Below are 25660 nucleotides of genomic sequence, written 5' to 3'. Positions count from 1 at the left end.
CTCCCTGAAAATTTTGTTATGCTGGTCTAAGTATTGAATAAATAAATATCAGTACTTCTTTATACAAAAAACAAAAGATTCAGGAAATTAAAATTCCATCAGGGATCAAAATTTGTGTTTTGTATTCGTAAACTGAAAACTTACTCGAAATTATTAGACGATTGCCCCACAAAATTGATATTTTTTTAAATGTAGGGAGTCAACAAGCTATTCAATTATGACAGTTTAGCTATGTTGTCGCTCTCCTTAGCTCAATCGCTATTTTCCTATGAGTCACCATCTACCCGACACCAGGATACCAGCTCCGTGCATTATTAACACGGGCATCATTGTGAATAAGCTCGACATACGGCGATTGCTGGCAGATTTAGGTCGAGTCCACTACACCTACACCCAAGAAGATAAGGTACTGAGCGAGGGTGAAGGGGATGTTATGGAAGTTTTTGCCAATCCACAAAGGTCTACCTTAGTGGCTAACCACGCGCTATATCTGAATGTTTGTAGTTTTGATTACTTGGAACTCAAACAGTCGTCGCAACAAGAAACCTACTTCGATTTGATGCAAGAAGGAGTGTGTCTGCGGTTAATTCCCCGCTCAACCCCCCTACAAGAGCGACGAGAGCGAAACTTCAATGTCAGCGCCATAGAAGCGATGATGGAGCAAGTACTCTCAGCCAGGTGGGATGCAGAAATCGACGATGACTGTTCTGATTCTTTCTAAAATAGCGACTGTTATAGCAAATTTATGTGAGGCTGCGCTTTATTGATGTAGGGGCAATTCAGAATTGTCCCTACATCGTATAGTTTTGTGTAAGTCCTATAGGCGCATCTTCAAAAATCCAAAATGGCATGAGTGCGAATTTTTCTTTTCAATGTCTTGCTTGCTGTAGTCAGACAAAAGCCAGAGCAGGAGTGTTTTTCACTCCTCACGGGATTGTAGAAACCCCCAGATTTATGCCAGTGGGAACACTGGCGAATGTCAAAACTATTACCCCATCTCAGCTACGAGATACTGGGGCGCAAATGATCTTATCCAATACTTATCATCTTCACTTACAACCAGGAGAAGCGATCGTGGCTGGGGGTGGTGGGTTGCATAAATTTATGGGTTGGAACGGTCCGATGCTCACAGATTCGGGTGGGTTTCAAGTGTTCAGCTTAAGCGAGATGCGAAAAATTACTGAAGAAGGCGTAATTTTTCGCTCACCCTATAATGGACAAATTATTAACTTAACACCAGAGCGCTCGATTGAAATTCAAAATACTTTGGGGGCCGATGTGATTATGGCATTTGATGAGTGTCCGCCCTACCCAGCAACTCGCCAAGAGGTAGAAACTGCAACTGAGCGCACTTACCGCTGGTTAGAACGCTGTATAACGGCTCATCAAGGTAGTGAACAGGCTTTGTTTGGGATTGTGCAGGGAGGTGTGTATTTGGATTTGCGTTGCCGTGCGGCTGAAGCTTTGGCTAAGTTGGATTTGCCCGGATATGCCATTGGTGGCGTGAGTGTGGGAGAACCGCCAGAATTGATGGCTAAAATTGTCAAAGTCACAGCACCGCTTCTACCCCCCGAAAAACCGCGTTACTTGATGGGTGTGGGTACTTATCGGGAAATGGCGATCGCGATCGCATCTGGTGTAGATTTATTTGATTGCGTAATTCCCACACGCTGGGCCAGACATGGAACGGCAATAGTGCAGGGCGGACGCTGGAATTTAAAAAATGCTAAGTTTCGTGAAGATTTTACGCCATTAGATGAAACTTGTCCCTGCTACACTTGTCAAAATTTTAGCCGTGCTTACGTATCTCATTTGGTGCGATCGCAGGAAATTTTAGCTTACACCTTGTTGAGCATTCACAACATTACTGAACTAATTCGCTTTACGCAGCATATCAGAGAAGCACTACTAAGCGATCGCTTTGCCACAGAATTTGGTCATTGGCTCAATCAAGAAAGGGGAGATCAGGGAGATGTGGGGTAAGAAGGGCAAAGGAAACAGGGGAAGAATAATTTTTAACTCTTAACTCCTAACTCCTAACTCCAAACAACTGACCAAACCATGTTAAGATATCTCTCAATTATGAAAGCTGTGTTGGATAGATGGATTTAAACAAACATGGAAGCTGCACTTTTATTAGCAAAACTGCCTGAGGCTTACCAAATCTTTGATCCCTTAGTGGACGTTCTCCCAGTCATCCCCGTATTCTTTTTGTTGCTTGCTTTCGTTTGGCAAGCAGCCGTGGGATTTAGGTAAGTTAATCTATTTTTCAATTTATAGGACAGGTGCTCTACCTGTCCTATTTTTTCTGGCATCATGTTTTAAAATATTAATATTTATTAATATTTTGTAATGAATTAATATAATAAATAAGATGTGAATCAAGCCATGTCAATATGAAGCCTTGAAAGCCAAGCTTAGAGTCAAGGAGAAATTAGTTATGGGTAATATCAAATTCGTTAAAGAAAATAAAGAAGTAGTGGCGGCAGATGGTGCAAATCTCCGGCTCAAGGCGATGCAAAATGACATTGATATATATACATTGATTGGTAAGATGACAAATTGTGGTGGTAATGGTCAGTGTGGCACTTGCGTTGTCCAGATAGTCGAGGGACTAGAAAATCTTTCTCCCCGTACAGAGGTAGAGAACCGGAAATTCAAGAAAAAGCCGGAAAATTACCGTCTTGCCTGTCAAACTTTAGTGAATGGCTCAGTCAGTGTAGTCACTAAGCCTTAAGTTCTCAAATCTGCCATTGCTTCGATTTGTATCCAGTCAGTAGTTAAAATACTTACCAAAATTGAGTTTCCTGATTTTGAATTTTGAATTGGTATAACTCTGTCATCGATGATGCTATCCTAATGTTGTTGACTGGAAATTTAAGAGAGGCTTTCTTGCCATGCAAGTTAATGACCTGGGGTTCATAGCGAGCATTTTGTTCGTACTGGTTCCCGCTGTGTTTTTACTAATTCTTTACATCCAAACTGCTAGCCGCGAAGGTGGAAAAGATAGTTAAGAGTTTGTGTATACAATAAACAACCCCTGCACCAATAGTGTAGGGGTTTTTATTTATCAACCGCCAACTAAGCACTCAGCACTCTTTACCTTAATCAATTGTCCGCGCCAACAATACCGGACAAGTGGCATTGACTCGAACATAGTCAGACAAGGAAGAACCGATGAGTCGGTCTATATCAACAAAACTCTTAGCGATCGATGGACGACGATCTGGAGAACCAAGCAATAATAAGTCTATATTCAATTCCTCTGCCATTCGACAAATTTCTTCACCAGGTTTGCCACTACTGATATAAGAACGAGATTGGATGCCCTGTTTTTGAGCTTCTGCAATTGCGGCTGCTAAAACGGGATTTTTATCTGATTTAACCTCGGTTGTTTCCGATTTTTTACCGCCTAAATTTGTAGTAATGTTTGCTAAAATTAACTGGCCGCCCTGAATATCTCGCAACAAGAATAGAGCCAATTTTAAGCAGTTTTTTGCTGAATCAGAGTTGTCTATTGCCACCATAATGCGCTTAATTCTTTTGACATAAATGTCATCTTTTACCAGCAACATGGGGCGAGAAGATAGTTGGAAAACATACTGACTGACTGAGTTCGATAAAATCGATTGCAGCCGTTTCAGCCCGCGTGAACCCATAATAATCAAGTCAGCGTCGATTTCATCAGCTACTTGGCAAACTACATCTTTGGGGTCGCCCTCACGCAAAATTGAAGAAACCTGGCTAGGATCTAAGTTCAAAGTTTGAATCGCATTCGCCAGAATTTTACCACCATTTTCCCATTTAGCTGTCATGGTAGTAGCAGTACTTTGTGCAGGAACAACATGCAAAATTGTAACTTTTGCAGATTGAATTGAAGGAATTTCTTTCAGGGTTTTGAGCATTTCTTCTGCGTGTCCCAATCCCGATACAGCCAGCAAAATTCTTTTGATCATCTTACGTAATTTTTGTTAAGTTTACTTTTGTTTTCGCTGTTAGTACTTGGCTCTGGTCAGATTTTTACCGCCTTGCTCGACAACCTAGTACCGCAAGGCGGAAGTCAAAAGTCAAAAGTCACGCATAATTATATTCCAGGCTTTTGCGCCATTTGAAATGGTGAACCAGCGCTGCGGGAGGGTTTCCCTCCGCAGGCGACTGGTGAACCCGAAGGGTATGTTTATTTACGCCGCGTTGTACTAGTTAGTAAGGTGGCACAAATAAACTTTGTTTTTTAGTATTTAACACTCAAACAAATGGCAAAGTATAAAAAAATCAACAAATGTTTAAGTTTATTTCCACCTAGTTATTGAAATTCTCAACTAAACCTCAATTATTAAGCATACTCTCAATTTAGCCTGAATAACTTAATAAATTATGATGTTAATTATCATTTTTAATCTATGTTAACTTTTTTTAATTAGAAGTTAGTTAAGTATTGCAAATAAATGCCAAAATAATTCTTTATGAAAATTGATTCAGTGTAACCTTTAACAGGCGATCGCTTCAGGTTTGAATAGTCTACACTATTTCTGAATTTTTCCCGACCTCTGCCTTTTTTTAAGTTTCTTGCAGTTTTTGTAACTCAGATAGGATTGCTATATCCGAACACCAGAAGAATATGGGATAACAGCATCCAAATTCGGATGTTCTAATAATCGAAGTCATATTTCATAAGCTGTTTCACATTTAAGAAAGCATATCTTGGGCGGGCGAGACGCCCACCTTAGAATAAATGTATAATTTCAGATTATGCAAACTAGATATGGTTTAGCTTACTATATTGAAACCCCCCAAATATAATTTGGAGGGTTTGTTTGATTGCTTGTGAGATTGCCTTAACTTAAATGTGCTCCTGGTTGTCCATTTTGAACTACAAACGAAGCTAGAGTTTTGACAGAGGCATTCAAATCAACGATGCTTGATACAACGCGGTAGTCACTTTGCCAGCATTCTGGGGTAAGTTTGCAGCGAACGTATCCCCGGTAAGCACCGTCAAAGAACTTAGTATGCGGATTATTACGTAGAGCAGCTTGAGCTGGAGCGATAAATTGGGTGGGAAAGTCAGAGGTAATTGAAGTTCCTACGAACTCAGTGCCTACCGTCGCTGAATTTGGGTTATTGAAATCAAGCTTTAGGTCGTGTACCCAACTAGAATGGATGTCTCCGCTAATCACCACAGGATTAGAAGGTTGACGCTGGTTGAGAAAACTCAGCAGCCGATTACGGAAAGCTACGTAGCCGTCCCACTGATCCATATTGAAGACACCTGGGCCTGGACTACTATTAAAATTGTACTCGGCAAACATCACCTGTTGAGCAATCACATTCCAGCGCGATCGCGATTGGTCTAAGCCTTTTCGTAGCCACTGCTCTTGTTCTGAGCCGGTCATGGTAGCATTGGGATCAAAAGCTTGGGGGCAGCGAGGCTTAAGTCCATCATCACAAGGTTGGTTAGTGCGGTACTGCCTCGTATCTAGAACGTTGAACTCAGCTAAATTACCGAAAGTCAACCGCCGATAAAGCAGTGCGTCTGGACCTTTGGGCAGCGAAGACTGACGTAGAGGCATGTGTTCGTAGTAAGCCTGATAAGCATTAGCTCGGCGTTTTCTAAAAGCCTCTTGGGTTTGGTTATCTTCGGGGATTAAGTTGGCGTAGTTGTTGTCAACTTCATGATCATCCCAAGTGACAATCCAGGGAAAAGCCGCATGAGCAGCTTGGAGATTCGAGTCAGTTTTGTAGAGGGCGTGGCGATCGCGGTAGTCGGCAAGAGTAATGATTTCTGGACTATTATGCTGGCGGGGGCCACCGGATTGTGGTCCGTATTCGTAGATGTAATCACCCAGATGAACCACAAGGTCGAGGTTTTCCTCAGCCAAATACCGATAAGCCGTATAGTAGCCATTTTGCCAGTCTTGACAGGAGACAAAAGCAAAGTTCAGTTGTCGGATAGAGCCATAAAATGCTGGTGCTGTGCGAGTCCGCCCAATGGGGCTAAGTTCCCTACCTGCTTGAAATTGATACCAATACCAACGGTCAGGGTCTAGTCCACGGACATCAACGTGAACTGAGTGTGCTAACTCTGGTGTTGCCAGCACTGTTCCTCGACGCACAACCCGTTTCATGTTTTCGTCAAGAGCAACTTGCCACCGCACAGGGACATTTACGAATGGCATTCCACCTCCAGAAAGTGGATTTGGAGCCAGTCGTGTCCAGATAACAACACCATCCGGCAAAGGATCACCAGAGGCAACACCAAGACTGAACGGATAGCCAGAAAACCTTGAATTAGCCAATACCGAATGCCATTGGCTAGCGATTGTTAACCCCGTTAAGAATCCTGCACCCAGCAAAAAACTCCGCCGTCTGCACCGATTTGCTAGCAGGCGTGTGCCATCCATAAGTTCCATATTCACCCCTTTCCAGATGTCAATACAGTTGGCATTTAGGAGGGTCAGTTGCGAAAAGCACAAACAGTGGCTTGATTTGACTTGTCTCCTAATTGCTGCTCAACCAAACACAAGGAACCTACCAACCCAGGATCAAGCAGAAATTAAGATTTTGTTAAGTTTAAAATTGGATTGGGGGATTGGGCATTGAGACTGGGAGAATTTTGTAGGGATTTAGACCCCAATCAAAACAGAACTGCCGTTACAGGCACTTTTGTCAAACCCTTTTTTAATTACGAATTACGTAGCTTGCTTCTCACCTTCTCTAGGAGACGCTACGCGAATGGCGAGTATTACGAATTATTTAAAATCTGCCATTTCCCTGAACAATGTGCTTGACAGTGGTCAAGGTTTCCAGGCTGATAAATCCTCGACGATGACCTTTTTGGTTAGACATGCCGAGAAACACTGAATCTCCGCGCGAGGGGTTGCGGGAAAAACGCGGGGAAGTGTTGATGTAGGTAGAGGCACTATTAACTCCTAAGGCAAACTGCCGACTTTCCTGGTAAGATTCAGTAACGATGGAGTCGGCATGACCACTACTGTATTCATTAATCCAGGCGATCGCAGCCTCTAAGCTATCTACTAATTTAAAAGCTACTGTCCTAGTTAAATAAGGGTTTCCCCATTCGCCTTCTTTCACTAGATGCAACTGGGGAAAGGCTTTTACTAGTTCTGCATCCCCTTTAATTTCAAAGCCTTTTTCCATCAAGCTGTTCCACAGAACGGCTAAAGATGATGGTAAGGCTTGACGATGAATTAGTACCTTTTCAATGGCATTAACTTGGTCTGGTTCGCTGTGATGGCTATCAAGAATCATCCAACGCACCATTTCTAAACTGCTATTGGGCGACCAGTAGAGATAACAGTTACCCATCGCTGACTTTAAGACTGGACAAGTTGACTGTCGTACTACCTGCTGTACCAAGCTGGAACGTCCGTAGGGAATCACTAGATTCACGTACTGATCTTGAGTGACTAAATCCCGAATCGAAGCACCATGTTCTGCCGTGATCAGTTCTAGACAACCTGATGGTAGACCAACTTGGGCGATCGCACTTTGCAGTACCTCAGCGATCACCGCGTTGGAATGGCTAGCTTCAGTACTGCCTTTGAGAATTAGACAATTCCCAGTTTTGATACAAAAACCCGCTGCGATCGCTCCTAAATCCGGGAACGCTTCATAAATAAATCCAATCACTCCCAAGGGCATTAACTGGGTGTAACTTTGAGAATCTTCCAGTTGATAATCAGCGGTTCTGACGCGCCGCAGCGGATCTGATAATTCCCCCAACCGTTGTAAAATGTCTACTGTCATCTCTAGCCTTGTGGGAGTCAGCTTCAGCCAGTCCAATACCAACTCTGGCACTGCCATTTCCCGACTGGCTTCTAGATCCAAGGTGTTGGCTTCTAAAATGTCGTCAAATGAGCGCTCAAGGGCGTGTGCCATCGCCAGTACTGCACGACTCCGGTCTGCTCCCTTTGTGATCCCCAACTTTAGGGAAGCTTGATAGCCTCGTTGGGCACTAGTAATCGGTTCGGGGTAGTCATCCAAAACTTCAACAGTCATTGAGTTAACGTCTGTAGGTAAGCCAGACCAATAGTGCTGGTAGGATCGCCAACAGCACCGCCACGATTGCCCAAGCAATAATGCTGGAACCATTTGCCAATCGTAGTGCTAATGGCAGCCATATAATCACTAGCACGAAAATAATACCCAGCGCTATAGGCAGATAGCTTTCTGCCAAGCGGGGATGAACAACATGCCAACTATTTCCCATCCAACGCCAAGCCCGCTTGTAGGGATAGGTGGTAGAAAGCTGTTCTAGGACATGACCATTATCTTCTACTACAAAGATTTGCTGACAGCGATCGCAACCAAATGCTTCTGTCAGCGTAATCGGAATTAACTGACCCCGGCGACGACAGGGACAGGGGTATTCAGTATTGAAGTCGATTTTTTCGGGTTTTTGAGATTGCACAAGCGTTCTAATAACTTGAGCGTGTTTTACACGAACTGCGAGAATATAATCCCTTGGTAAATGCCTGATAAGGCTTCTCTGTTTATATAGATGGACAGGCGAGGCAAACATCGCCATGATTGCAAACAGTAGATGCAGCCGACTCTAAGTATTCTAATTGCCATATCAGTACAGGGTTCTCTGTTTGTAGTCTTTCCCCAGATCTGGCAATCTTATTTAAAAATTTCCTTCTCTTCATTTGTCGCTTTAAAGGTAATGTGGTTGCGTTTTTGGGCATTTATTGTGCTGACACACTTGATACAATTTTAAGCCTACGTGCCGACCACTCCTAAAACAAATCGTTTGGGAAGGCTACGCTGATAAACAACAGACACCGATAAATCCTAGATTTTCCTTTGGGTCACTATATATTACTATCCAGTTATCAAGGTTAGATGGGGATTACATCCAATCTTTATTCCTTGCAGTTCACAAGCGTTTCAGAGCGGGAATTGCCAAAACATTCAGAGCGTGTGTGTGACTCTTTCCCCAAATAGATTGTGGCTAACTTCACTGCTAAAAGACGCTTTGCGCCTAATTACACTACTATGTTAACTAGCCACCTTTAGTCCAGTGTAATACAACCTACATAAAACGAATTGACTACACCTATAAAGATTGTAGCCAAGCTAATCCATATATAGACTACTCTAAAGCTGGGTTTTATATTTCTTAGCAAGCGGGCAACGCGATTTGAGTGCGCGACATTAAATTTGGAACAGTAGACGAGTTGTTTGCTCGATCTGTCCACAGTGGGATCATTTCATAGAGGTGTAGCACGAATTTACGAAGACTTCAACGAAGCCTAAAAACAGCAAACCTCTTGGAATTTTCAACTTCAAAAGATTTTAGTTGGAAGCGGGTAACGCGATTCGAACGCGCGACATTCACCTTGGCAAGGTGACGCTCTACCACTGAGCTATACCCGCAATCATTAATCAAATATCAATATCTCAGATTTATTTGTAATTGTCAACCCCTTAATTTAGTTATGAGTGTTGAGTTTTTTTAACTCATGACTCAGCCAGAAGTTTGAGCGGCGTCAACCGCAGCTCAAACTTCTGAGGGGAGACGCTAAGGGCGAACGCTGACTCATAACTCAACACTCATTTAGCCCAGTTCTTCTGACTCCGCGGTTAAATTGCCTATGCTGGCACTTTGAATAGAGGCTGGCAAAGACTGGCTATTACGAGAATATGGCTCTGCCAAGTTAGAACGCAGTTGCCGCATGAGGCTTGCCATTTCTAGGGCATTGAGGGCATAATCCCAGCCATGATTACCTTTTATGCCTGCCCGTTCTAAGGCTTGCTGCATAGTGTCTACTGTCAAAATGCCAAAAATTACTGGTACCCCAGTTTGAAAGCTAGCAGCGGCAATGCCTTTAGAAACCTCTGAGGATACGTAATCAAAATGGGGTGTTTGCCCTCGAATAACTGCACCTAGACAAATTACAGCATCATAACGATGGGAAAGTGCTAGTTGGCGAGCTACTAAAGGTACCTCAAAACTTCCCGGAACCCAAACATAGTCCACCTGATTACCTTGGGGGTTAGGATCTACACCGTGGCGTTTCAAGCAATCTTGACATCCCTCTAGCAGCTTTCCGGTAACTAGGTCATTAAATCGACCAATCACCACTGCAAACCGCAAAGGCTCCGTTTGGGTAAAAGTTCCCTCGAAAACTGCCATGACTGCCTCTTAATCAACTATACTTCTGGCCAATATACATTTCTTATTTAAATGTAGAGGAGCAGGAAAGCACGGTCAGAGAAAAGGAAATCGGAAAAAATTTCTCCTTTTTTCCTTTGGTCTTTGACCTTGGCTTTTCTGCTCCTCTAGTTCTTATATTATGTGCCTGCGCCAGAGTGAAGCCGTCGCCTACACGACAAAAAAGTTTAACAAACCAACTAAAAATACCAAACCAATCCAGACGCCAGAACCAAGCCAAAGTAGCTTTTTAGATTCAACCCAATTTTGAGGAGTGGCGTAAGCAACGGGGACGCCAACAACCAAGACAAAAGACAACACGACTAGACCTATCAAGGCAAACTGGAATATTATGGTCATTTTCGCTTCTCCCAATACAGCTAAATAGTTATATATCCTACACTAACAGTAAGCTGTACAGTGTAGGCAACGAGCTTGACTCCTGCTCTTGCATCGGACATTTCCAGAAGCTCTGGTTTTATGTCCCCGTGATGCCCCACGACCCACAGTTTGATTTTTTCTTCCTTTCGTACCCCACAAATTTTACAACACAGGATGAATTGCTTATGACTTATGCACTGATGTGTCAACCAATGGTAAATTTGCATTCTGTGAAAGGATGCCTACTTGTTTGCCGTTGTCCAACGTTTCACGTAGGTTTCCCAGAGGGCTATCTAAAGGTGTATCAACGACCGTGGCGGCCAGTAACCAATTAAATCATACAATGCCCTGATCATCTATTTCAGAATATTTGACAATTAGGTGCTGACTCTGAAGGCTAAAAAGTGAGACTTCTGTCCATTTTAGCTAAAGAGCAACACTGACACTGTTTTCTTGTTTTTAAGTTACCAGAAATTGCAACATTTTAGTCATTTGTCCTTTGTTTAAGTACCGATGACCAATGACTAATGACCAATGACTAATGACTCTTAACTATGGATTTAATTCTTTGCCACACAACAGCAGATTTTGACGCACTAGGAGCAGCTGTAGGGCTAACGCGCCTACTACCGGGAAGTAAGATTGTGCTGACTGGCGGTTCTCACCCTTCTGTAGGGGATTTTTTGGCATTGCATCGGGACGAATATTCGCTGATTGAACGCCGTTCGGTGAATCCAGAAAAAATTCGTTCTGTGACTGTGGTGGATACACAACAGCGCGATCGCTTAGGTAAAGCTGCTGAGTGGTTAGATTTACCCGATGTAAGAGAGATTATAGTTTATGACCATCACTTAGGACAAGAATCAGATATTCCCGCCACGCGAGCGCATATTTCCTCAGTAGGAGCCACGACAACTTTAATTGTCGAGCAATTGCAACAACAGCAAATTTCTCTGACTCCTGCCGAAGCAACTGTGATGGCTTTGGGTATCCACGTTGATACTGGCTCCTTGACCTTTGACCAGTCTACACCACGGGATGCTTTAGCTTTGGCTTGGTTGATGCAACAAGGTGCCAGTTTGTCAGTAATTTCTACCTACCGTGACCCTGGCTTGTCTTTGCAATTGCAGCAGCTATTAACTAAGGCACTGGAAAATTTAGAATATCTTTGTCTACATGGATATACGGTTGCTTGGGTAACTCTGAAAACAGATGGTTTTGTACCAGGGCTATCAAGTTTGGCTTCTGAACTCGTGGAATTAACCGAAATTGATGCCATACTATTAGCCAATGAATATTCTTTAGATGAAAGTGATTCACGCTTAACAGTAATTGGGCGATCGCAAATTCCCAAAACAAATCTCAACCTATTATTCCAACTTTTGGGCTGCGGCGGTCATTCGCAAGCCGCATCGTTGAACCTACGCAAAGTAGATTCGCAGGCAATATTAAAACAACTCCTGGAAGGGGTAAAAGCACAAATTCCCCATCCCCCCACAGCTAGGGATTTGATGTCCTCTCCTGTCCGCACTATTCTGCCTGAAACCACAATTGCCGAAGCCCAGCGCATTTTATTACGCTATGGACACTCTGGTTTATCTGTAGTTGATGCTCAAAAGCAACTGGTAGGTATTATTTCGCGGCGGGATATTGATATCGCCTTGCACCACGGATTTAGTCATGCGCCAGTCAAGGGTTACATGACAGTAAATCTTAAAACAATTACACCAGATACGACACTGCCAGAAATTGAAGCGCTAATGGTGACATACGATATTGGACGTTTGCCAGTATTGGAGAACGGTCAGTTAGTTGGTATTGTCACACGTACTGATGTATTGAGAGAATTACATCAAGAAAGAGACGGGGAGAAGGGAAGAGGGAGAGAGAGAGAGAAAAGAAAAGGGGGGGAAAGTAATCTTAGTCTTCCTCAATTGCAAAATAAACTTGCTCCGCAACTGTGGCAATTACTCACCAAAGCATCAGCAGAGGCAGAAAAACGGGGTTGGCATCTTTATCTAGTGGGGGGTGCGGTGCGGGATTTGCTATTAGCCCAAGCAGCATCCGGCACTTTGATGATTAAAGATATTGACCTCGTAGTTGATGGCTTTCACAAATCAGCAGATGTCGGTGCTGGTGTGGAATTAGCAAAGGCACTACAACAACTTTACCTTGCTGCCCGCTTAGAAATCCACGGGGCTTTTCAAACTGCTGCTTTGTTGTGGCACAAAGACCCAGAATTAGATTCTCTATGGGTAGATATTGCCACGGCTAGAACAGAATTCTATCCTTATCCAGCAGCAAATCCAGAAGTTGAGGCCAGTTCCATTCGTCAAGACTTGTATCGTCGAGATTTTACGATTAACGCCCTCGCCTTGCGCCTCACTACCCCCCGTGCTGGTGAATTACTCGATTTCTTTGGCGGGTTAATCGATTTACAAGCCAAGCAAATTCGGGTTTTACACGCTAACAGCTTTATCGAAGACCCCACCCGCATTTATCGTGGTGTGCGCTTTGCCGTGCGCTTTGGATTTCAAATAGAACCGCAAACTGAAGAGTTTATCCGCTATGCCATCAATAGTGGTGTTTACGATCGCACTGCTCAAGACAATAGCAAAACTCCAGCCTTGCAAACTCGACTGAAAACAGAATTAAAGCACATCCTAGAAGCCCCTTACTGGAAATCGGCTTTGCAGTTACTCGATAACTTAGGGGCATTGCAATGTATCCATCCTACCCTGAAGCTAGACGCAGAACTCTTGCGACAATTACGTTTGCTAGAACGTTGCTTGCGGCGATTTGACCCGCAACCAACCCTTATCCATTGGGAAATGCGCTTAGAAACGTTAATTGCCCACCTAACACCACAATATCGGGCGAAAGTGGCAAAGAATCTGCAACTGCAAGAGGATAGCATTAAACGCTTGCAAAATTTGGCTTCTGCCCAAACTGAGGTGATGGAATCTTTGCCTATGTGTGAAAGTCCCAGTCAAGTAGTGCAGTTGTTGCGACAGTATGATTTACCAATGCTGATTTTAATCGCCGTGCAAAGTCCGCGAGAGATTAGACATCAGATTTGGGAATATTTCACTGTTTGGGCGAATGTGCAGCCACTATTGAATGGCAATGATTTAAAGAAACTTGGTTACAAACCAGGGCCCCAGTATCGGCAAATATTAGATGATGTACTTGCTGCTACCTTGGATGGAGTGATTAAAGATAACAGAGAAGCTGAGGAATTTTTAGCCAAGCATTATCCCAAATAAATCCGCCATTTTCTTTGCGTTTTGGCATTAAAAAACAAGATAATTTCTATTTTTCCAGATAGCGCCTATGGTACAGTATGCCTTTGCCTAGCGTGGCGTAGGTATTCACAGTAGTCTAAATTGTATCTGGGTCGATATTTAACTCCCGTAGTTTTGCTGCCAAACGTTCTGCCCTTTCTTCAGGTGTCGGTACTAGTTGCCCAACTGATGTAAAAAACCGCAATAGACCTTCATGAATTCCCAAATATAAGCCTAGCTGATGACTCCACAAATGTCCTTGTTCCGAAGCTTGTAGAGGTTGATATTCTCCATCTACTAAATGAAATCCCGCAAATTCTTGTGTGTAAGGGTCAAACCAAAAATAATCAAGTGTGCGGAAAGTATCTTGATAAATTTCTTTTTTTAAACTTTTGTCTGTATTTGCTGTTGAGTCAGACAGAATTTCTACAATTACATTCGGATATTTGCCATCTTCTTCCCAGACTACCCAACTTTTACGGGTTTTACGTTCAGTTCCCAGCACCACAAAAAAGTCTGGCCCCCGGAAGTATTCTGATTTCAGTTGGCGCGGACTGTAGTAAATAGTTAGGTTTCCTGCCGCATAAAAATCATTTCTGTCTCGCCATAGCCATTCCAGACATGTCAACAGTAGGATTATTTGCCGTAGATGCAGTTCGGTTTCCAAGGGAGGCTCATCACTATATAAATCACCAGGGGGAAAGATAACATCTTGGCAGATGTCTTTTTGAGAATCTAATTCTTGAGCAATGGTCATAGAATAGATACGACATCAATTAGTTATCGGTTTATTTTAGCAGTTTTGTAATTAGCGTTCGCCTAGCGTACCGTAGGTAATCGCCTATTTTTAGGTTAAGGGTAAATAAATTATTCGCTCTTGATATTCATCTTCTTCTGAAGCAAAAACAGGCGATCGCATTCTTAAGTTAGGTAGAAAAAAGAGAGTGCAGTCTTATCTTCCTCATAAACAAGACCCGATCCCAGACTTATCAAATAAGTCTGGGATCTGTTTCATTACAGCTTGATTAAAGATTCTTCAGACTGGCGATATTTAGTAATTAACTTACGTGTTTTTAGGAGTGAATAAAGCAACATGGAAAGTGCGGGTAAACTGGTTCTTACAGACTTCTCTCATGTCAGTAGTGCGCGGATGCCCGCCCGATTTTGCTAGTGGAATCACAGCAGCCAGAATTGCCCATTCAGAATCGTTTAGGTCTGTGCAATATGGTTTGCGAGATATGGTAGCTAAGTACATATACTGTCTAAATGTATCTTATTGTCTACCTTCAACCCAATTGTTCCTCTTTAGATTTACTTTATAAATAGCCTCTAACCCCAAAGGGCATAGAGAAGAAAAAAGCGAATAGCCATTATCGGCGCAACTGTGTAGCCGCAAATTCTATTCGCCAGGGCAAAAGTCGCATATCGCGTCACCTAAATCTCTAACTCCCCAGCAGAAGCCGTAAAGCATACAGGCAAGTTATAATTCTCTTGCGGATCAACGTAACAAAAATTTATGAGTAACCCCCTTGTGCAAGCCTTTTTCGTAGGCAGAGCGGTAGCTGAAGTAGTTAATGAGCGTTTAGAGGTCGCCTTGACCGATGCTTTGAGTGATCTGGGCAAATTTGATGCGGAAGCTAGAGAGCAATTGCGCCAGTTTACAGAAGAAGTCCTAGAGCGGGCAAATCGGGCAGCAGAAGCAGCTAATGCTGGTCAACCTAACACAGGTAGTGGACAACCCAGTTCTGATTCAGGTGACGTACAAGCAGATATTGATGAATTGCGGGCAGAAATTGCCCTGTTACGAACAGAATTGCAACATTATCGCAGAACTTCTGCATAAATTTAGTCGTTAGTCATTAGTCATTGGGCAAAAATTATGCACAAATGACAAAAGACAAATGGCACTTTATCAAAAACAGTTTAGGAATCAGAGTGTCTTTTCTTGTAGATGATTCGCTTGCAAACCAACGGTACACAAAGCATATGGAACAAGGTTATTCAGATAAGGCATACCGTTGGAATCGGGAAAACTACTCTAGCAAACGGCGTTTTGTGGACATTTGGTCTTTTGTCTTGACCATATTGTTCAAACTTTGGCTATACAACAAATCTTGGAGTTATCCGGGTGGTGTGACTGAGGTAAAGCAAGCTGCAAGACGCAAGACCCAAGCGGTCTGGATTCGCAATACCCTACTGGACTTAGGACCAACCTTCATTAAAGTTGGGCAACTGTTTTCTACCCGTGCTGATATATTCCCTGTTGAATATGTAGAAGAATTAGCCAAGTTACAAGACAAAGTACCGGCATTTAGCTATGAGCAAGTAGAAGCGACCATTGAGAAAGAACTAGGCAAGAAAATTCCTGAACTATTCGATAATTTTGAACCTATTCCCTTAGCTGCTGCTAGCTTGGGGCAAGTACACAAGGCTGTGCTGCATACTGGGGAATCGGTTGTCGTCAAAGTGCAACGTCCGGGACTAAAAAAGTTATTTGAAATAGATTTACAAATTCTCAAGGGAATTACCCGCTACTTTCAAAACCATCCCAAATGGGGACGGGGGCGAGATTGGTTGGGTATTTACGAAGAGTGTTGTCGCATTCTTTGGGAAGAAATTGATTATCTTAACGAAGGTCGTAACGCCGATACTTTTCGCCGGAACTTTCGCGGCTACGATTGGGTGAACGTTCCAAAAATATACTGGCGTTACGCTACTTCCAAAGTGCTGACTTTAGAATATCTCCCTGGAATTAAAATTAGCCAATACGAAGCTTTAGAAGCAGCAGGTTTAGATCGAAAGGCGATCGCTCGTCAAGGCGCTCATGCCTACTTGCTACAGTTACTCAATAGTGGCTTTTTCCACGCCGATCCTCACCCAGGCAATATTGCCGTTAGTGCAAATGGTGCTTTGATATTCTACGATTTCGGCATGATGGGGCGGATTAAGTCCAACATCCGCGAAGGACTGATGCAAACACTGTTTGGTATTGCCCAAAAAGACGGCGATCGGGTTGTGCAGTCTCTGATCGATTTAGGCGCGATCGCCCCAACGGATGACATGGGGCCAGTGCGGCGTTCCGTCCAGTACATGCTGGATCATTTCATGGATAAGCCCTTTGAAAATCAATCGGTCGCAGCAATTAGTGACGACCTTTACGAAATAGCTTATAATCAGCCATTTAGATTTCCAGCAACCTTCACCTTTGTGATGCGAGCCTTTTCTACTCTAGAAGGGGTAGGCAAAGGCTTAGATCCAGAGTTTAACTTTATGGAAGTTGCCAAACCATATGCAATGCAGCTTATGACCGATATGAATGGTTCTGAGGGGAATAGCTTTCTTAACGAATTAAGTCGTCAAGCAGCTCAGGTAAGTAGTACTGCGTTTGGTCTACCACGTAGGTTAGAGGATACGTTAGAAAAGCTAGAACGCGGAGACATGCGCTTGCGGGTTCGGTCTATAGAAACTGAACGGCTGTTGCGACGGCAAAGCAGTATTCAGCTCTCAATAAGCTATGCTCTGTTAATCAGTGGTTTCACACTTTCAGCTACGATTTTAGTGGTTAGCAATTATGTATGGTGGGCACTAGTGCCTGGTTTAATTGCAGCAGGGCTTTCAGTAATCGTGATCCGATTACTTTTACGCCTTGACCGTTACGATCGGATGTATTAATTGTTCCAAAAAATTTATGAAACTTAATTTCACGGGTTTTAGCGATCCGGGACTTATTCGTTCTAATAATCAGGATGCTTATTATATCGACCCAGAAGGGCGATTTTGTGTTGTTGCCGATGGCATGGGTGGTCATGCCGGAGGTGAGGAGGCAAGTCGGATTGCCACTAAGGAAATTCAGGCGTATTTGGTAGCAAATTGGCAATCTCCTAAATCTTCCCAAGAATTGCTAGAGCAAGCTTTGTGGGGAGCCAATGAAGCAATTTTGCAGGATCAGCAAAATCATCCCGAACGCGCCGACATGGGTACAACAGTTGTAGCGGTAATTTTTCGCTCCCCAGAATCGCCCTGGTGCGCTCATGTTGGCGATTCCCGGCTGTATCGCTTCCGAGAGTCGCAATTAGAACAGGTAACGGAAGACCACACTTGGGTAGCACGGGCAATCAAAATCGGTGACATCACCTTAGATGAAGCACGATTACATCCTTTTCGTCATGTATTATCGCGCTGTTTGGGACGTGAAGACTTGCATCAGATTGATGTGCAACCCCTGGATGTAAAAGTTGGCGATCGCTTGCTGTTATGTAGTGATGGTCTCACAGAAGAACTTGTCGACCAGAAGATTGCTAGCTGCCTCCAGAAAACTCCTTGGGTTGATAAAGCCGCCATCTCTTTAGTTGAGGCTGCCAAAGACCACGGAGGGCACGATAACATCACAGTTGTTATTGTCTCACTCGAAGAAAATAGTCATTAGTCATTTCTGATTGTCAAAGGACAAAGGACAAATGACTAATGTGGTAAATATACTCAGCAATTTGTTCAGCGTGAGCATTTTTTCTTTTTACAATTTGATACAAATACTTTTAGCCTCCAAACTGACCTAAGGAGGCTAAATTTGCATAAATTGATAAATTGACATCTTGCACGTAATAAGGTAGAGCGACTATAATTCACGCTTATTACCATTCATTCTCCAACCTCCTTAAAATTTCTACCCTCTGAAGCTTCCTCGATAGTGGGGAAACAGCATCTTAGTTTTTCGTTTAAGAAAAACTATCAAGGGTTAAGGATAGCACCTGATTTTCTCCTCAAAGGAGAGTTGTGCAAAGCAGGAAGGAGTCAGGGAGGTAGTTATACTTAATCTGAGACCAAACAGAGCTTATTTTCCGGAATATGGCTCGGCTAACTTGGGTGGTATATCAGTAGGATTAGGTGCAAGATATCAGAGCAGAAAAAGTCCACAATTAGGATGTGGGCAATCTGTCAAACAATTGTTATCTTTCTTAATACGGAGGAACAAATGTTGGACAGTGACAAGTCCAAGTATTATCTCATTTGGACTTCTGTGAGCGATATCATCTTTACGCGTCGTTTTTTCGGAGTTAACTTATGAACCAACCAATGAAACTATCTTTGGAACAGCAATTCAGCATCTGCTCATTTGCTACTCAGGTGCAAAATATGAGCCATGATCAAGCTAAAGACTTTTTGGTCAAGCTTTATGAGCAAATGGTAGTGCGTGAGGCAACTTATCAAGAGCTTCTTAAGCACCAGTGGGGCTTAGATTCCGGTTCCACTATGGCATAGAGTCGTTCTACTGTCGCAGTGGGCGACCTCCTTCTCTTGCTTGGTTCCAAGGAGGAAAAGAGCTGGGGATGTCGGGGCGTCAACTTCGATAACTAATTCCACAAGAGCGGTGCAAAAGTTCAATTCACAAGATTAACTAAGAATCAATAAACATTCTCTACGACACATATGCTGTAGTCTAGACCTAACTTTAGCTTTGTAGACTAAATTCGTTGTTTGCTTTAGCCAAACTTCTTTTTGTTTAGTCTAGTCTGAGAATCACACTGCGTAAATTCCAAATCTCCTGCAATGTCTACACAGGAAGATTTAGATAGAATTTAGATCGCCCTTGCTTTGACAGTTAGTGATTTCACTCTTTATACATATAACTAGAACTTACATCTTTATATATATTTTGTTTATAAAAGTTTACATTATGGGAGTGACCACCCCTTAGTTTCATCTAAAACACGTAATATTAAGAAATTATGCCTAGCTGCAAAGATCATATGGAGAATCTGTATCAATACTTTCCAGTTTTGCCAGAATTTGAGGCTTAATCTTTTCGTACTCGCTTTTGAGTAAGCTTTTACTAAGTTGCGGGTCGGCAGAGGACATCAATGTATTGCTCATTGCGACCCACTCTTGCAGTCGTTGGCGCTGGGCAGAAGCGACGCTGGAAAGTAAGATATGGGTACAGCGATTTGGTGTTTCTCGTGCAAAGAACACTAGGCGGTAGTAACCTGTATGCTGTAGTAACCGGGCAATTTCTTGACCAAGACTGGTTTTGAGATCAAGGTAATAAGGTAACCATTTAGCGCCATGTTTGCGGTTATAGATGACAGTAATCCATAGCAGCATGGGATGGGGAACAGAGATGAACAGAAATTGGTTATAGCGGGTACAGAGTAAGCGCTTTTGAATTTCTTCTTGCGGTAGCATCACCCACAGAGCTGGTAAAACCTCCCCATTGGTGTGAATGGGCTGGGGAAAGACAATATCAGCAATTGGTTTATTTTGAGGCCAGGAAATGGCACGACCGATTTCATCGTTTGACCAGGATACTTGCAAATCGGCTTTTGTCTTTTGTTCAAGCTCAGTGCTAACTGTAGTAGTAGGAACTAGGGCATGGCTGTCTTGCTTAATTTTGCGTGTATGCTCAGGCTTTTCTAGAGATGCTAAAACTTTTAGGATTTCAGTGATACTTTGGGGGCGATCGCGTGCTACTTTAGCTAGACAACTGATCACCAAATTTTCGATTTCTTTTGGTAGTTCTAATCCAGGCGCAACCTCAGCAAAAGAACGTGGTTTTTGATAATGATGTGTTTTATACCATGCTCCAAAAGAGTGAGTTGATGCCACCAGTGGCATTTTACCTGTGAGCATCTCAAACATCATGACGCCCAAACTATAAATATCAGCACGGTTATCTAATTCTTTACCCTCCATCTGTTCGGGAGAAGAATAAGCCAATGTCCCCAAATAGAATTTTGTATGGTCGCCATCTGACTGTAATAACTTAGCAATACCAAAATCTAGAACCTTGACCAATTCTCCGAAACTAGCATCTTGAATCACCAGCATATTGCTTGGCTTGACATCGCGATGGATAATTGGGCAAATAGTGCCCTCAACTGAGATGCCATCATGAGCGCACTGTAACCCCAAGCTGAGTTGACGCGCCATACTCAGAAATCTTGGTAAAGGCAGTCGTTGCTTGCGAATAATATTGTTCAGGCTTTGTCCTTGTAAATATTCCATGACGTAGAACGGAGTATTATTGTCATCTACGCCATAGTCCATAACTCGGACAATGTGGATGCTTTTTTGCCCTAATAAAGCACAGGTTTTTGCTTCTCGCTCAAAGCGGTCTTGCAATCGCATCTTTTCATTTTGGATTGATAACGCCAGAAACTTAACAGCAACAGGTACACCTCCCAACAAAGTATCTTTAGCACGATAAACCCGACCCATTGCTCCAGTACCGATTAACTCCTGGAGTTGGTAGCGTTTGCTGAGTAAGCGACCAATGTTGGGGTCTGACATAGAGAATTTGAATCCAAAAGCAGGTTGTAAGTGTTTGGGAGGAAAAGTGCATTCAAACTGATATCTGAATTATTGCACCCAGAAATAACTTTCTCGCCTCGTACCGCAAAGCAGAAATCGGAAGTCAAAAAGCTTATAGGGTAAGCTTTTCAGTTATTTCCAATTGTTACTTTATTTAGGCGGTACTATACTAGCTTTTTTCAGTCCTCTTTTAGAGGATTGAAACCATAATCTGGCAGGTTGCAACCGAGACGGTTATTACAACTGGTGCAACATACCAGATAAAACAAGCAGAAAGGGTAGATTTATAATTACCCTTTGTACCATTTTGCACTTTCATTGTGGTGTAGTTTTAGTTTGCCCAATTTTGACTAAATAGATAACTCTAATATCTGCCAAAAACCTTAATTAGGCAGTACCACACTCACTACAGAGTTCTGAGAACTGAGTAATGAGTCCGGAGTTTTGAATATCAATAAAGCCTGAGGGGGGACATGAAGCCGTGCTGGGCAGATTTTATAAGCTCTAAGCCCTCATGCCTCGTAAATAATGCTCTAGCTTATTAGGATTTATAACTGTTATTTGAGTGGTTAATGACCTACAACTAAAGTTTTGCTTTATAAGTACTTTCCTCCTATCTCCAGCAAGACTGTCCTTTGCCTTTGCTTTATAAGTAGGGATAATCACAGATAGCTTATTACTTGACCTTCTGGCTGATTCTGACTATGTAAGGATGTACGATTTTTTGATAAAAATGTGATAGTACTAATTAGTAGTCTTTCGTTTTATATGTAGGTTATAAGACATGTCAAAAACTGATTTATTACCCATCACATAGTATTGAATTCTACGTTCGAGAATATTGTAAAAGCGGAAAATAAAATCATAAAAAAAGCCCGGTTGTTTACTCATTTCTGTTAATGCTGTTAACCATTTTCCTTGCTTGATAGGCACTAAAACTTGAAAGTAAACTAGATTTTTCTTAGAGACTGCAAGATGATAAGACAGAGCACGCATTAAAGCTGGATTTTTTTTCACAACTTCTTGTTGCATGAAAGAATTAGTAGCTATGCAGCATTGATTTAGACGTGATAATTTGCTTTGATGTACAAGAGATCCAGGGCGTGAGCGGTAGAAATAATAAGGTTTTGGTTCAAGAAAAAAGCGAGATCCTTTGATTAAGCATTTCATATCAAGCCAAAAATCTTGACCCATCCTGATGTTTTCATCGTACTCGATGCCGTGCTTAACCAGAAATTCTCGTTTGAATATAGGCTTGCTTAAACCAAGATGCAACCCTGCTTGTCCATAGACATCAGTTTCTACAAAATAAACGATATCTATCTGGATAATTTGATCTAGATGTTCTCCACTTTCTTGAATCAATGTACTCCAAGGAGATGTTGCACCATCTTTGATTAAATAAAGATCATCAGCAATCATGTCTGCATTTGTTTCCTCTGCTAGCAACACAAGCTTTTCTAATCTTTCGGGAGCATACCAGTCATCTGAATCAAGAACAGCAACCCATTCTCCTTGGGCTGCTCTGAGGGCACGATTACGCGCAACAGAAACCCCAAGGTTTTGTTGATTAACTATTACTTTGAGACGTTGGTCAGTAAAACTTTTAGCGACTTCTACAGTTTGATCACTTGAACCATCATCAACGATGATAATTTCAATATCAGTGAGCGTTTGCTCTAAGGCTGACTCTATTGCTCTGGCAATATAAACTTCAGTATTGTAAGCAGGGATAATGACAGAGACTTTAGGATTCACGAAACTAAACTCCAGACTAAACAGTTCGGTAAAAATGCTAAGGGAACCCCAGAAAAGAAATTATCCCAAATTAATGGTTAGTAGGGTGCATCAGTCAGACAGGATATTTGAATATCAAGAGATTATTGCCACTGACGCACCCTACAAAGGGGAAATTTTTTTATTTGTCACTCCCTAAAATCATCAGGATAATTTGATAATTTGTTTTTTACTATACAACTCAATAGGTTGGTGAAAATAACCCTTTTCTATCACTCTTGCAAGAGAATAATCTAAAATCCCTACAGCATAAGGATTTTAACGAAAACATTGATCCTAGCCATTCTCTAAGAAAATAAACGCTCAAATTCGCACTTTATCCACAGTTGAAAAATTAACTAAATAAGTAGGGAAGAATAAACAAAACCATGTTATGCGATGTAAAATTAATTAAATTTGCTTTTAGTAAAGGCTTTAGCCCTATTTTCAGGGCTGAAGCCCTTACTAAAAACCTTTAATTATTCACGCCCACTTACTTATTATTTTTATTTTATAAGAGTAATTAAACAGTGATAAACGATGACTTCTTAAGGTCAGGCATGAGACATTGGACGTTGGGAAACCGTGCGTTCGTTGCCAGAGTTGTTTGAGCGGCAGGCTTCCAGCCTAGACGCACAGCTAGCTAGCTGTGAGGTAGCGCTACCCTTAGTTTGACTGACGCTCTAGGCTAGCTTCCATCGTGTTAGTTAAAAAATGACCAGCCAAGATACCACTACTGAGGTAGTATCTATCTTCCGAAATCCGGTGCAGGGTTTCAAAGCCACTACGACGCTGACGATCGCCTAGTACCCAGTAACGCTGCACAATCGTATCTAGACCAATCCAGCCTTCGCCTTCAACCTGCCCCAAAATATTATGTTGTAGTAAAAAAGTATACTGACGCTCTCCATCATGCAGCCGTCCCTTATATTGCAGAGAGATTTCGGAGCGATCGCTACCAGGAAATATCAGTTTTGTGGCCATGGTGAACCAGTTATCTCGATTCCAAGCTACCAAGGTCATACCTTTGACGCTGATTGGCGTACCATTACGTTCTAGCCAATTTCCTTGCATTGCCCAGCGTCCTGGTTCCAATAAAAAAGTATGAGCCACCTTCTATTATTCCCTGTCTTGATCGAGTGCCGCCAAGACTACAGTTATACCATTTCAGTTTCAGGTCGCTACAAATAGGTAGACGAGACTGGGGACTGGGGGAAAGAAATTTTAACTCCTGATTGCTCACGGGCTAAACAACAGCTATCCGCTAACAGTACTGACCTTGGTAAATTTCTCCCAAAAGTACTTCTTGAGGCGCCCCAGTGGCAGTAGGTAGGTTGCCAGGAATACCCAAATCTCGCCAGTAGGCTAAAACCGCGAAGGCGATCGCTTCTTTAAAATCTGCGCTCAAGCCGACTTCATCTGTAGTCCAGACTGGTATTGATGTCAACAACGACTGTAATCTTTGTTTCAAATAGAGATTACGACTACCACCGCCACATAATAGTACCCGTTGTGGCATTTCCGGCAAAAAAGTGCGGTAACTATGAACAATTGAAGCTGCGGTAAGTTCCGTGAGAGTTGCCAGTACGTCGGCAGCATTGAGTTGGTATGCTTGAGCATCTTTTAAACACTCATGCAGGTAAGTCACACCAAATAACTCTCGACCAGTGGATTTGGGTGGCGGCAGATGAAAATAGTCTTGGTTGAGCCATTGTTCTACCAACGGATGGCAAGGAGTACCACTCGCTGCCCAATTGCCATCTTCATCGTAAGTTTTAGCACCAGCGCTTAAATGCTCCACTGCCAGATCCAACAGACTATTTCCTGGGCCAGTATCCCAAGCGCGAATTTTTGAGAGCCAGTCGCCATGCCGAGGCAGAATATAAGCAACATTACCAATACCACCAATGTTTTGAATACAACGCCCTTCCTGGGGATGACTGAGTAAATAGGCATCTACTCTGGGCACGAGAGGCGCACCATGACCACCAATAGCGATATCAGCAACCCGGAAGTTGCTCACAGTTGTAATGCCTGTAAGATAGGCAATTAATGCACCGCGCCCTAGTTGCAGACTATAACCCAAGGGAGTGCTCTTAGCGGATAGCTGTTGTTTAGCCCGTGAGGAGTCAGAAATTAAGATTTCTCTTTTCCCCTGCTCCCCTGCTCCCCTGCTCCCCTGCTCCCCTGCTCCCCCAGGTGGTCGATGATAAACGGTCTGACCGTGGGAGCCAATGAGAGTGGCTGGTTGATGACCAATTTGAATATTTTGGGCGGCTTGGGCAAAAACAACGGCGATCGCATCATCTATTTCTGCCAATTCTGCCACTGAGATGGCAACGCCTGCACCAATTGCCAATATTCTTTCTCTGAGTTCAGCGGGATAGGGATATGTTGCCCCGGCTAGCAACTCAACTTTGAGATCCAATTCTGTACCGGAAATCTCTACCAACGCAGCGTCTATACCATCTACAGATGTGCCACTAATTAAACCGACAACGCAAGTAGGGACAGCAGCTTTTTCAGTTGGATGCATTGATAAAGATTCTTTTGTTGATTGCAAGAGGTAGTTTAATTCATATTACTACCCATGTCAAAAAAAGTAAGGTGGCATAGTTGACTAGAGAAAGGAGCATCCCAATTTTGCAAATTTACCAAGATAATAGATTGTCATTGCGAATGAAGCGTTCGCCCTTGGCGTTCCCGAAGGGTAGCGGAATGTTCGCCCTTGGCGTTCCCG

The 25660-nt window shown here is 42.8% G+C and carries 22 protein-coding genes and 1 tRNA gene; 10 read left to right on the top strand and 13 right to left on the bottom strand.

The genetic code is table 11. The features are described 5' to 3' along the window. Nucleotides 1–268: 268 nt before the first annotated feature. The 5 genes from V7L29_RS14130 to psbM all read left to right on the top strand — a co-directional run bounded on the left by V7L29_RS14130 (nucleotide 269) and on the right by psbM (nucleotide 3014). Nucleotides 269–721 carry a hypothetical protein gene (locus tag V7L29_RS14130; protein WP_334691860.1) on the top strand — a complete coding sequence of 151 codons (453 nt, stop codon included), beginning with the start codon at nucleotides 269–271 and terminating at the stop codon, nucleotides 719–721. A 128-nt stretch (nucleotides 722–849) separates the two neighbouring features. Then, nucleotides 850–1983: a tRNA guanosine(34) transglycosylase Tgt gene (tgt, locus tag V7L29_RS14125; RefSeq protein ID WP_334735875.1), complete on the top strand. Its 1134-nt coding sequence runs from the start codon at nucleotides 850–852 to the stop codon at nucleotides 1981–1983. A gap of 135 nt (nucleotides 1984–2118) precedes the next feature. Beyond that, nucleotides 2119–2256: a photosystem II reaction center protein K gene (locus V7L29_RS14120; protein WP_006195022.1), complete on the top strand. Its 138-nt coding sequence runs from the start codon at nucleotides 2119–2121 to the stop codon at nucleotides 2254–2256. 184 nt (nucleotides 2257–2440) lie between these two features. Next, complete coding sequence (locus tag V7L29_RS14115) at nucleotides 2441–2737, top strand: 2Fe-2S iron-sulfur cluster-binding protein (RefSeq protein ID WP_334691862.1); 297 nt, start codon at nucleotides 2441–2443, stop codon at nucleotides 2735–2737. Nucleotides 2738–2897: 160 nt separating this feature from the next. Next, nucleotides 2898–3014, top strand: coding sequence for a photosystem II reaction center protein PsbM (gene psbM, locus V7L29_RS14110; RefSeq protein ID WP_084227279.1), 117 nt, complete (start codon nucleotides 2898–2900; stop codon nucleotides 3012–3014). A 90-nt stretch (nucleotides 3015–3104) separates the two neighbouring features. On the opposite strand, the gene V7L29_RS14105 is transcribed toward psbM, so the two are convergent. From V7L29_RS14105 to psbZ, 7 genes are all read right to left on the bottom strand, one after another. Beyond that, entirely contained in the window at nucleotides 3105–3956 is an 852-nt protein-coding gene (locus tag V7L29_RS14105; RefSeq protein WP_334735874.1) for a universal stress protein, read from the bottom strand. Nucleotides 3957–4835: 879 nt separating this feature from the next. Beyond that, a complete protein-coding gene (locus tag V7L29_RS14100; RefSeq protein WP_334735873.1) occupies nucleotides 4836–6407 on the bottom strand; it encodes an alkaline phosphatase D family protein in 1572 nt (523 codons plus the stop codon). 343 nt (nucleotides 6408–6750) lie between these two features. Continuing rightward, a complete protein-coding gene (locus tag V7L29_RS14095; protein WP_334735872.1) occupies nucleotides 6751–8016 on the bottom strand; it encodes a glutamate-5-semialdehyde dehydrogenase in 1266 nt (421 codons plus the stop codon). Nucleotides 8017–8020: 4 nt separating this feature from the next. Beyond that, nucleotides 8021–8428 (bottom strand): hypothetical protein, encoded by a 408-nt coding sequence (locus tag V7L29_RS14090; protein WP_334691866.1) that lies wholly within the window; start codon nucleotides 8426–8428, stop codon nucleotides 8021–8023. An 896-nt stretch (nucleotides 8429–9324) separates the two neighbouring features. After that, nucleotides 9325–9396, bottom strand: a tRNA-Gly gene (locus tag V7L29_RS14085). A gap of 181 nt (nucleotides 9397–9577) precedes the next feature. After that, a complete protein-coding gene (gene ribH, locus V7L29_RS14080; RefSeq protein WP_334691867.1) occupies nucleotides 9578–10156 on the bottom strand; it encodes a 6,7-dimethyl-8-ribityllumazine synthase in 579 nt (192 codons plus the stop codon). Nucleotides 10157–10345: 189 nt separating this feature from the next. Beyond that, nucleotides 10346–10534, bottom strand: coding sequence for a photosystem II reaction center protein PsbZ (gene psbZ, locus V7L29_RS14075; protein WP_298905268.1), 189 nt, complete (start codon nucleotides 10532–10534; stop codon nucleotides 10346–10348). Nucleotides 10535–11109: 575 nt separating this feature from the next. Here psbZ and V7L29_RS14070 point away from each other — a divergent pair. Continuing rightward, entirely contained in the window at nucleotides 11110–13821 is a 2712-nt protein-coding gene (locus V7L29_RS14070; RefSeq protein WP_334735871.1) for a CBS domain-containing protein, read from the top strand. A 115-nt stretch (nucleotides 13822–13936) separates the two neighbouring features. Here V7L29_RS14070 and V7L29_RS14065 read toward each other — a convergent pair whose 3' ends face one another. Both V7L29_RS14065 and V7L29_RS14060 read right to left on the bottom strand, forming a co-directional pair. Further along, nucleotides 13937–14596, bottom strand: a complete 660-nt coding sequence (locus V7L29_RS14065; protein ID WP_334735870.1) for a Uma2 family endonuclease — start codon at nucleotides 14594–14596, stop codon at nucleotides 13937–13939. Between the two features lie 306 nt (nucleotides 14597–14902). Continuing rightward, nucleotides 14903–15094: a hypothetical protein gene (locus V7L29_RS14060; RefSeq protein ID WP_334735892.1), complete on the bottom strand. Its 192-nt coding sequence runs from the start codon at nucleotides 15092–15094 to the stop codon at nucleotides 14903–14905. 261 nt (nucleotides 15095–15355) lie between these two features. Here V7L29_RS14060 and V7L29_RS14055 point away from each other — a divergent pair, with 261 nt between their 5' ends. From V7L29_RS14055 to V7L29_RS14040, 4 genes are all read left to right on the top strand, one after another. Beyond that, nucleotides 15356–15682 (top strand): DUF6825 family protein, encoded by a 327-nt coding sequence (locus V7L29_RS14055; RefSeq protein ID WP_334691870.1) that lies wholly within the window; start codon nucleotides 15356–15358, stop codon nucleotides 15680–15682. A gap of 143 nt (nucleotides 15683–15825) precedes the next feature. Continuing rightward, the gene (locus V7L29_RS14050; RefSeq protein ID WP_334691881.1) at nucleotides 15826–17511 is read left to right on the top strand and encodes an ABC1 kinase family protein; all 1686 of its coding nucleotides are present in this window, start codon (nucleotides 15826–15828) and stop codon (nucleotides 17509–17511) included. A gap of 16 nt (nucleotides 17512–17527) precedes the next feature. Next, nucleotides 17528–18265: a Stp1/IreP family PP2C-type Ser/Thr phosphatase gene (locus tag V7L29_RS14045; protein ID WP_334735869.1), complete on the top strand. Its 738-nt coding sequence runs from the start codon at nucleotides 17528–17530 to the stop codon at nucleotides 18263–18265. 635 nt (nucleotides 18266–18900) lie between these two features. After that, complete coding sequence (locus V7L29_RS14040) at nucleotides 18901–19098, top strand: NblA/ycf18 family protein (RefSeq protein WP_041565841.1); 198 nt, start codon at nucleotides 18901–18903, stop codon at nucleotides 19096–19098. A 471-nt stretch (nucleotides 19099–19569) separates the two neighbouring features. Here the strand turns inward: V7L29_RS14040 and V7L29_RS14035 are convergent, their stop codons facing one another. The 4 genes from V7L29_RS14035 to V7L29_RS14020 form a co-directional block, all read right to left on the bottom strand. Next, nucleotides 19570–21123: a serine/threonine-protein kinase gene (locus V7L29_RS14035; RefSeq protein ID WP_334691872.1), complete on the bottom strand. Its 1554-nt coding sequence runs from the start codon at nucleotides 21121–21123 to the stop codon at nucleotides 19570–19572. Between the two features lie 765 nt (nucleotides 21124–21888). Then, nucleotides 21889–22902: a glycosyltransferase family 2 protein gene (locus V7L29_RS14030; RefSeq protein ID WP_334735868.1), complete on the bottom strand. Its 1014-nt coding sequence runs from the start codon at nucleotides 22900–22902 to the stop codon at nucleotides 21889–21891. 684 nt (nucleotides 22903–23586) lie between these two features. Next, complete coding sequence (locus tag V7L29_RS14025) at nucleotides 23587–24033, bottom strand: hypothetical protein (protein WP_334735867.1); 447 nt, start codon at nucleotides 24031–24033, stop codon at nucleotides 23587–23589. Nucleotides 24034–24184: 151 nt separating this feature from the next. Beyond that, nucleotides 24185–25456 carry an anhydro-N-acetylmuramic acid kinase gene (locus tag V7L29_RS14020; RefSeq protein WP_334735866.1) on the bottom strand — a complete coding sequence of 424 codons (1272 nt, stop codon included), beginning with the start codon at nucleotides 25454–25456 and terminating at the stop codon, nucleotides 24185–24187. Nucleotides 25457–25660 lie beyond the last annotated feature (204 nt).

The sequence above is a fragment of the Nostoc sp. genome, from assembly GCF_036916575.1.
Taxonomy (GTDB): domain Bacteria; phylum Cyanobacteriota; class Cyanobacteriia; order Cyanobacteriales; family Nostocaceae; genus Nostoc.
Note: the sequence above shows the minus strand (reverse complement) of the source record. Positions and strands in the feature narration are given on the sequence as shown.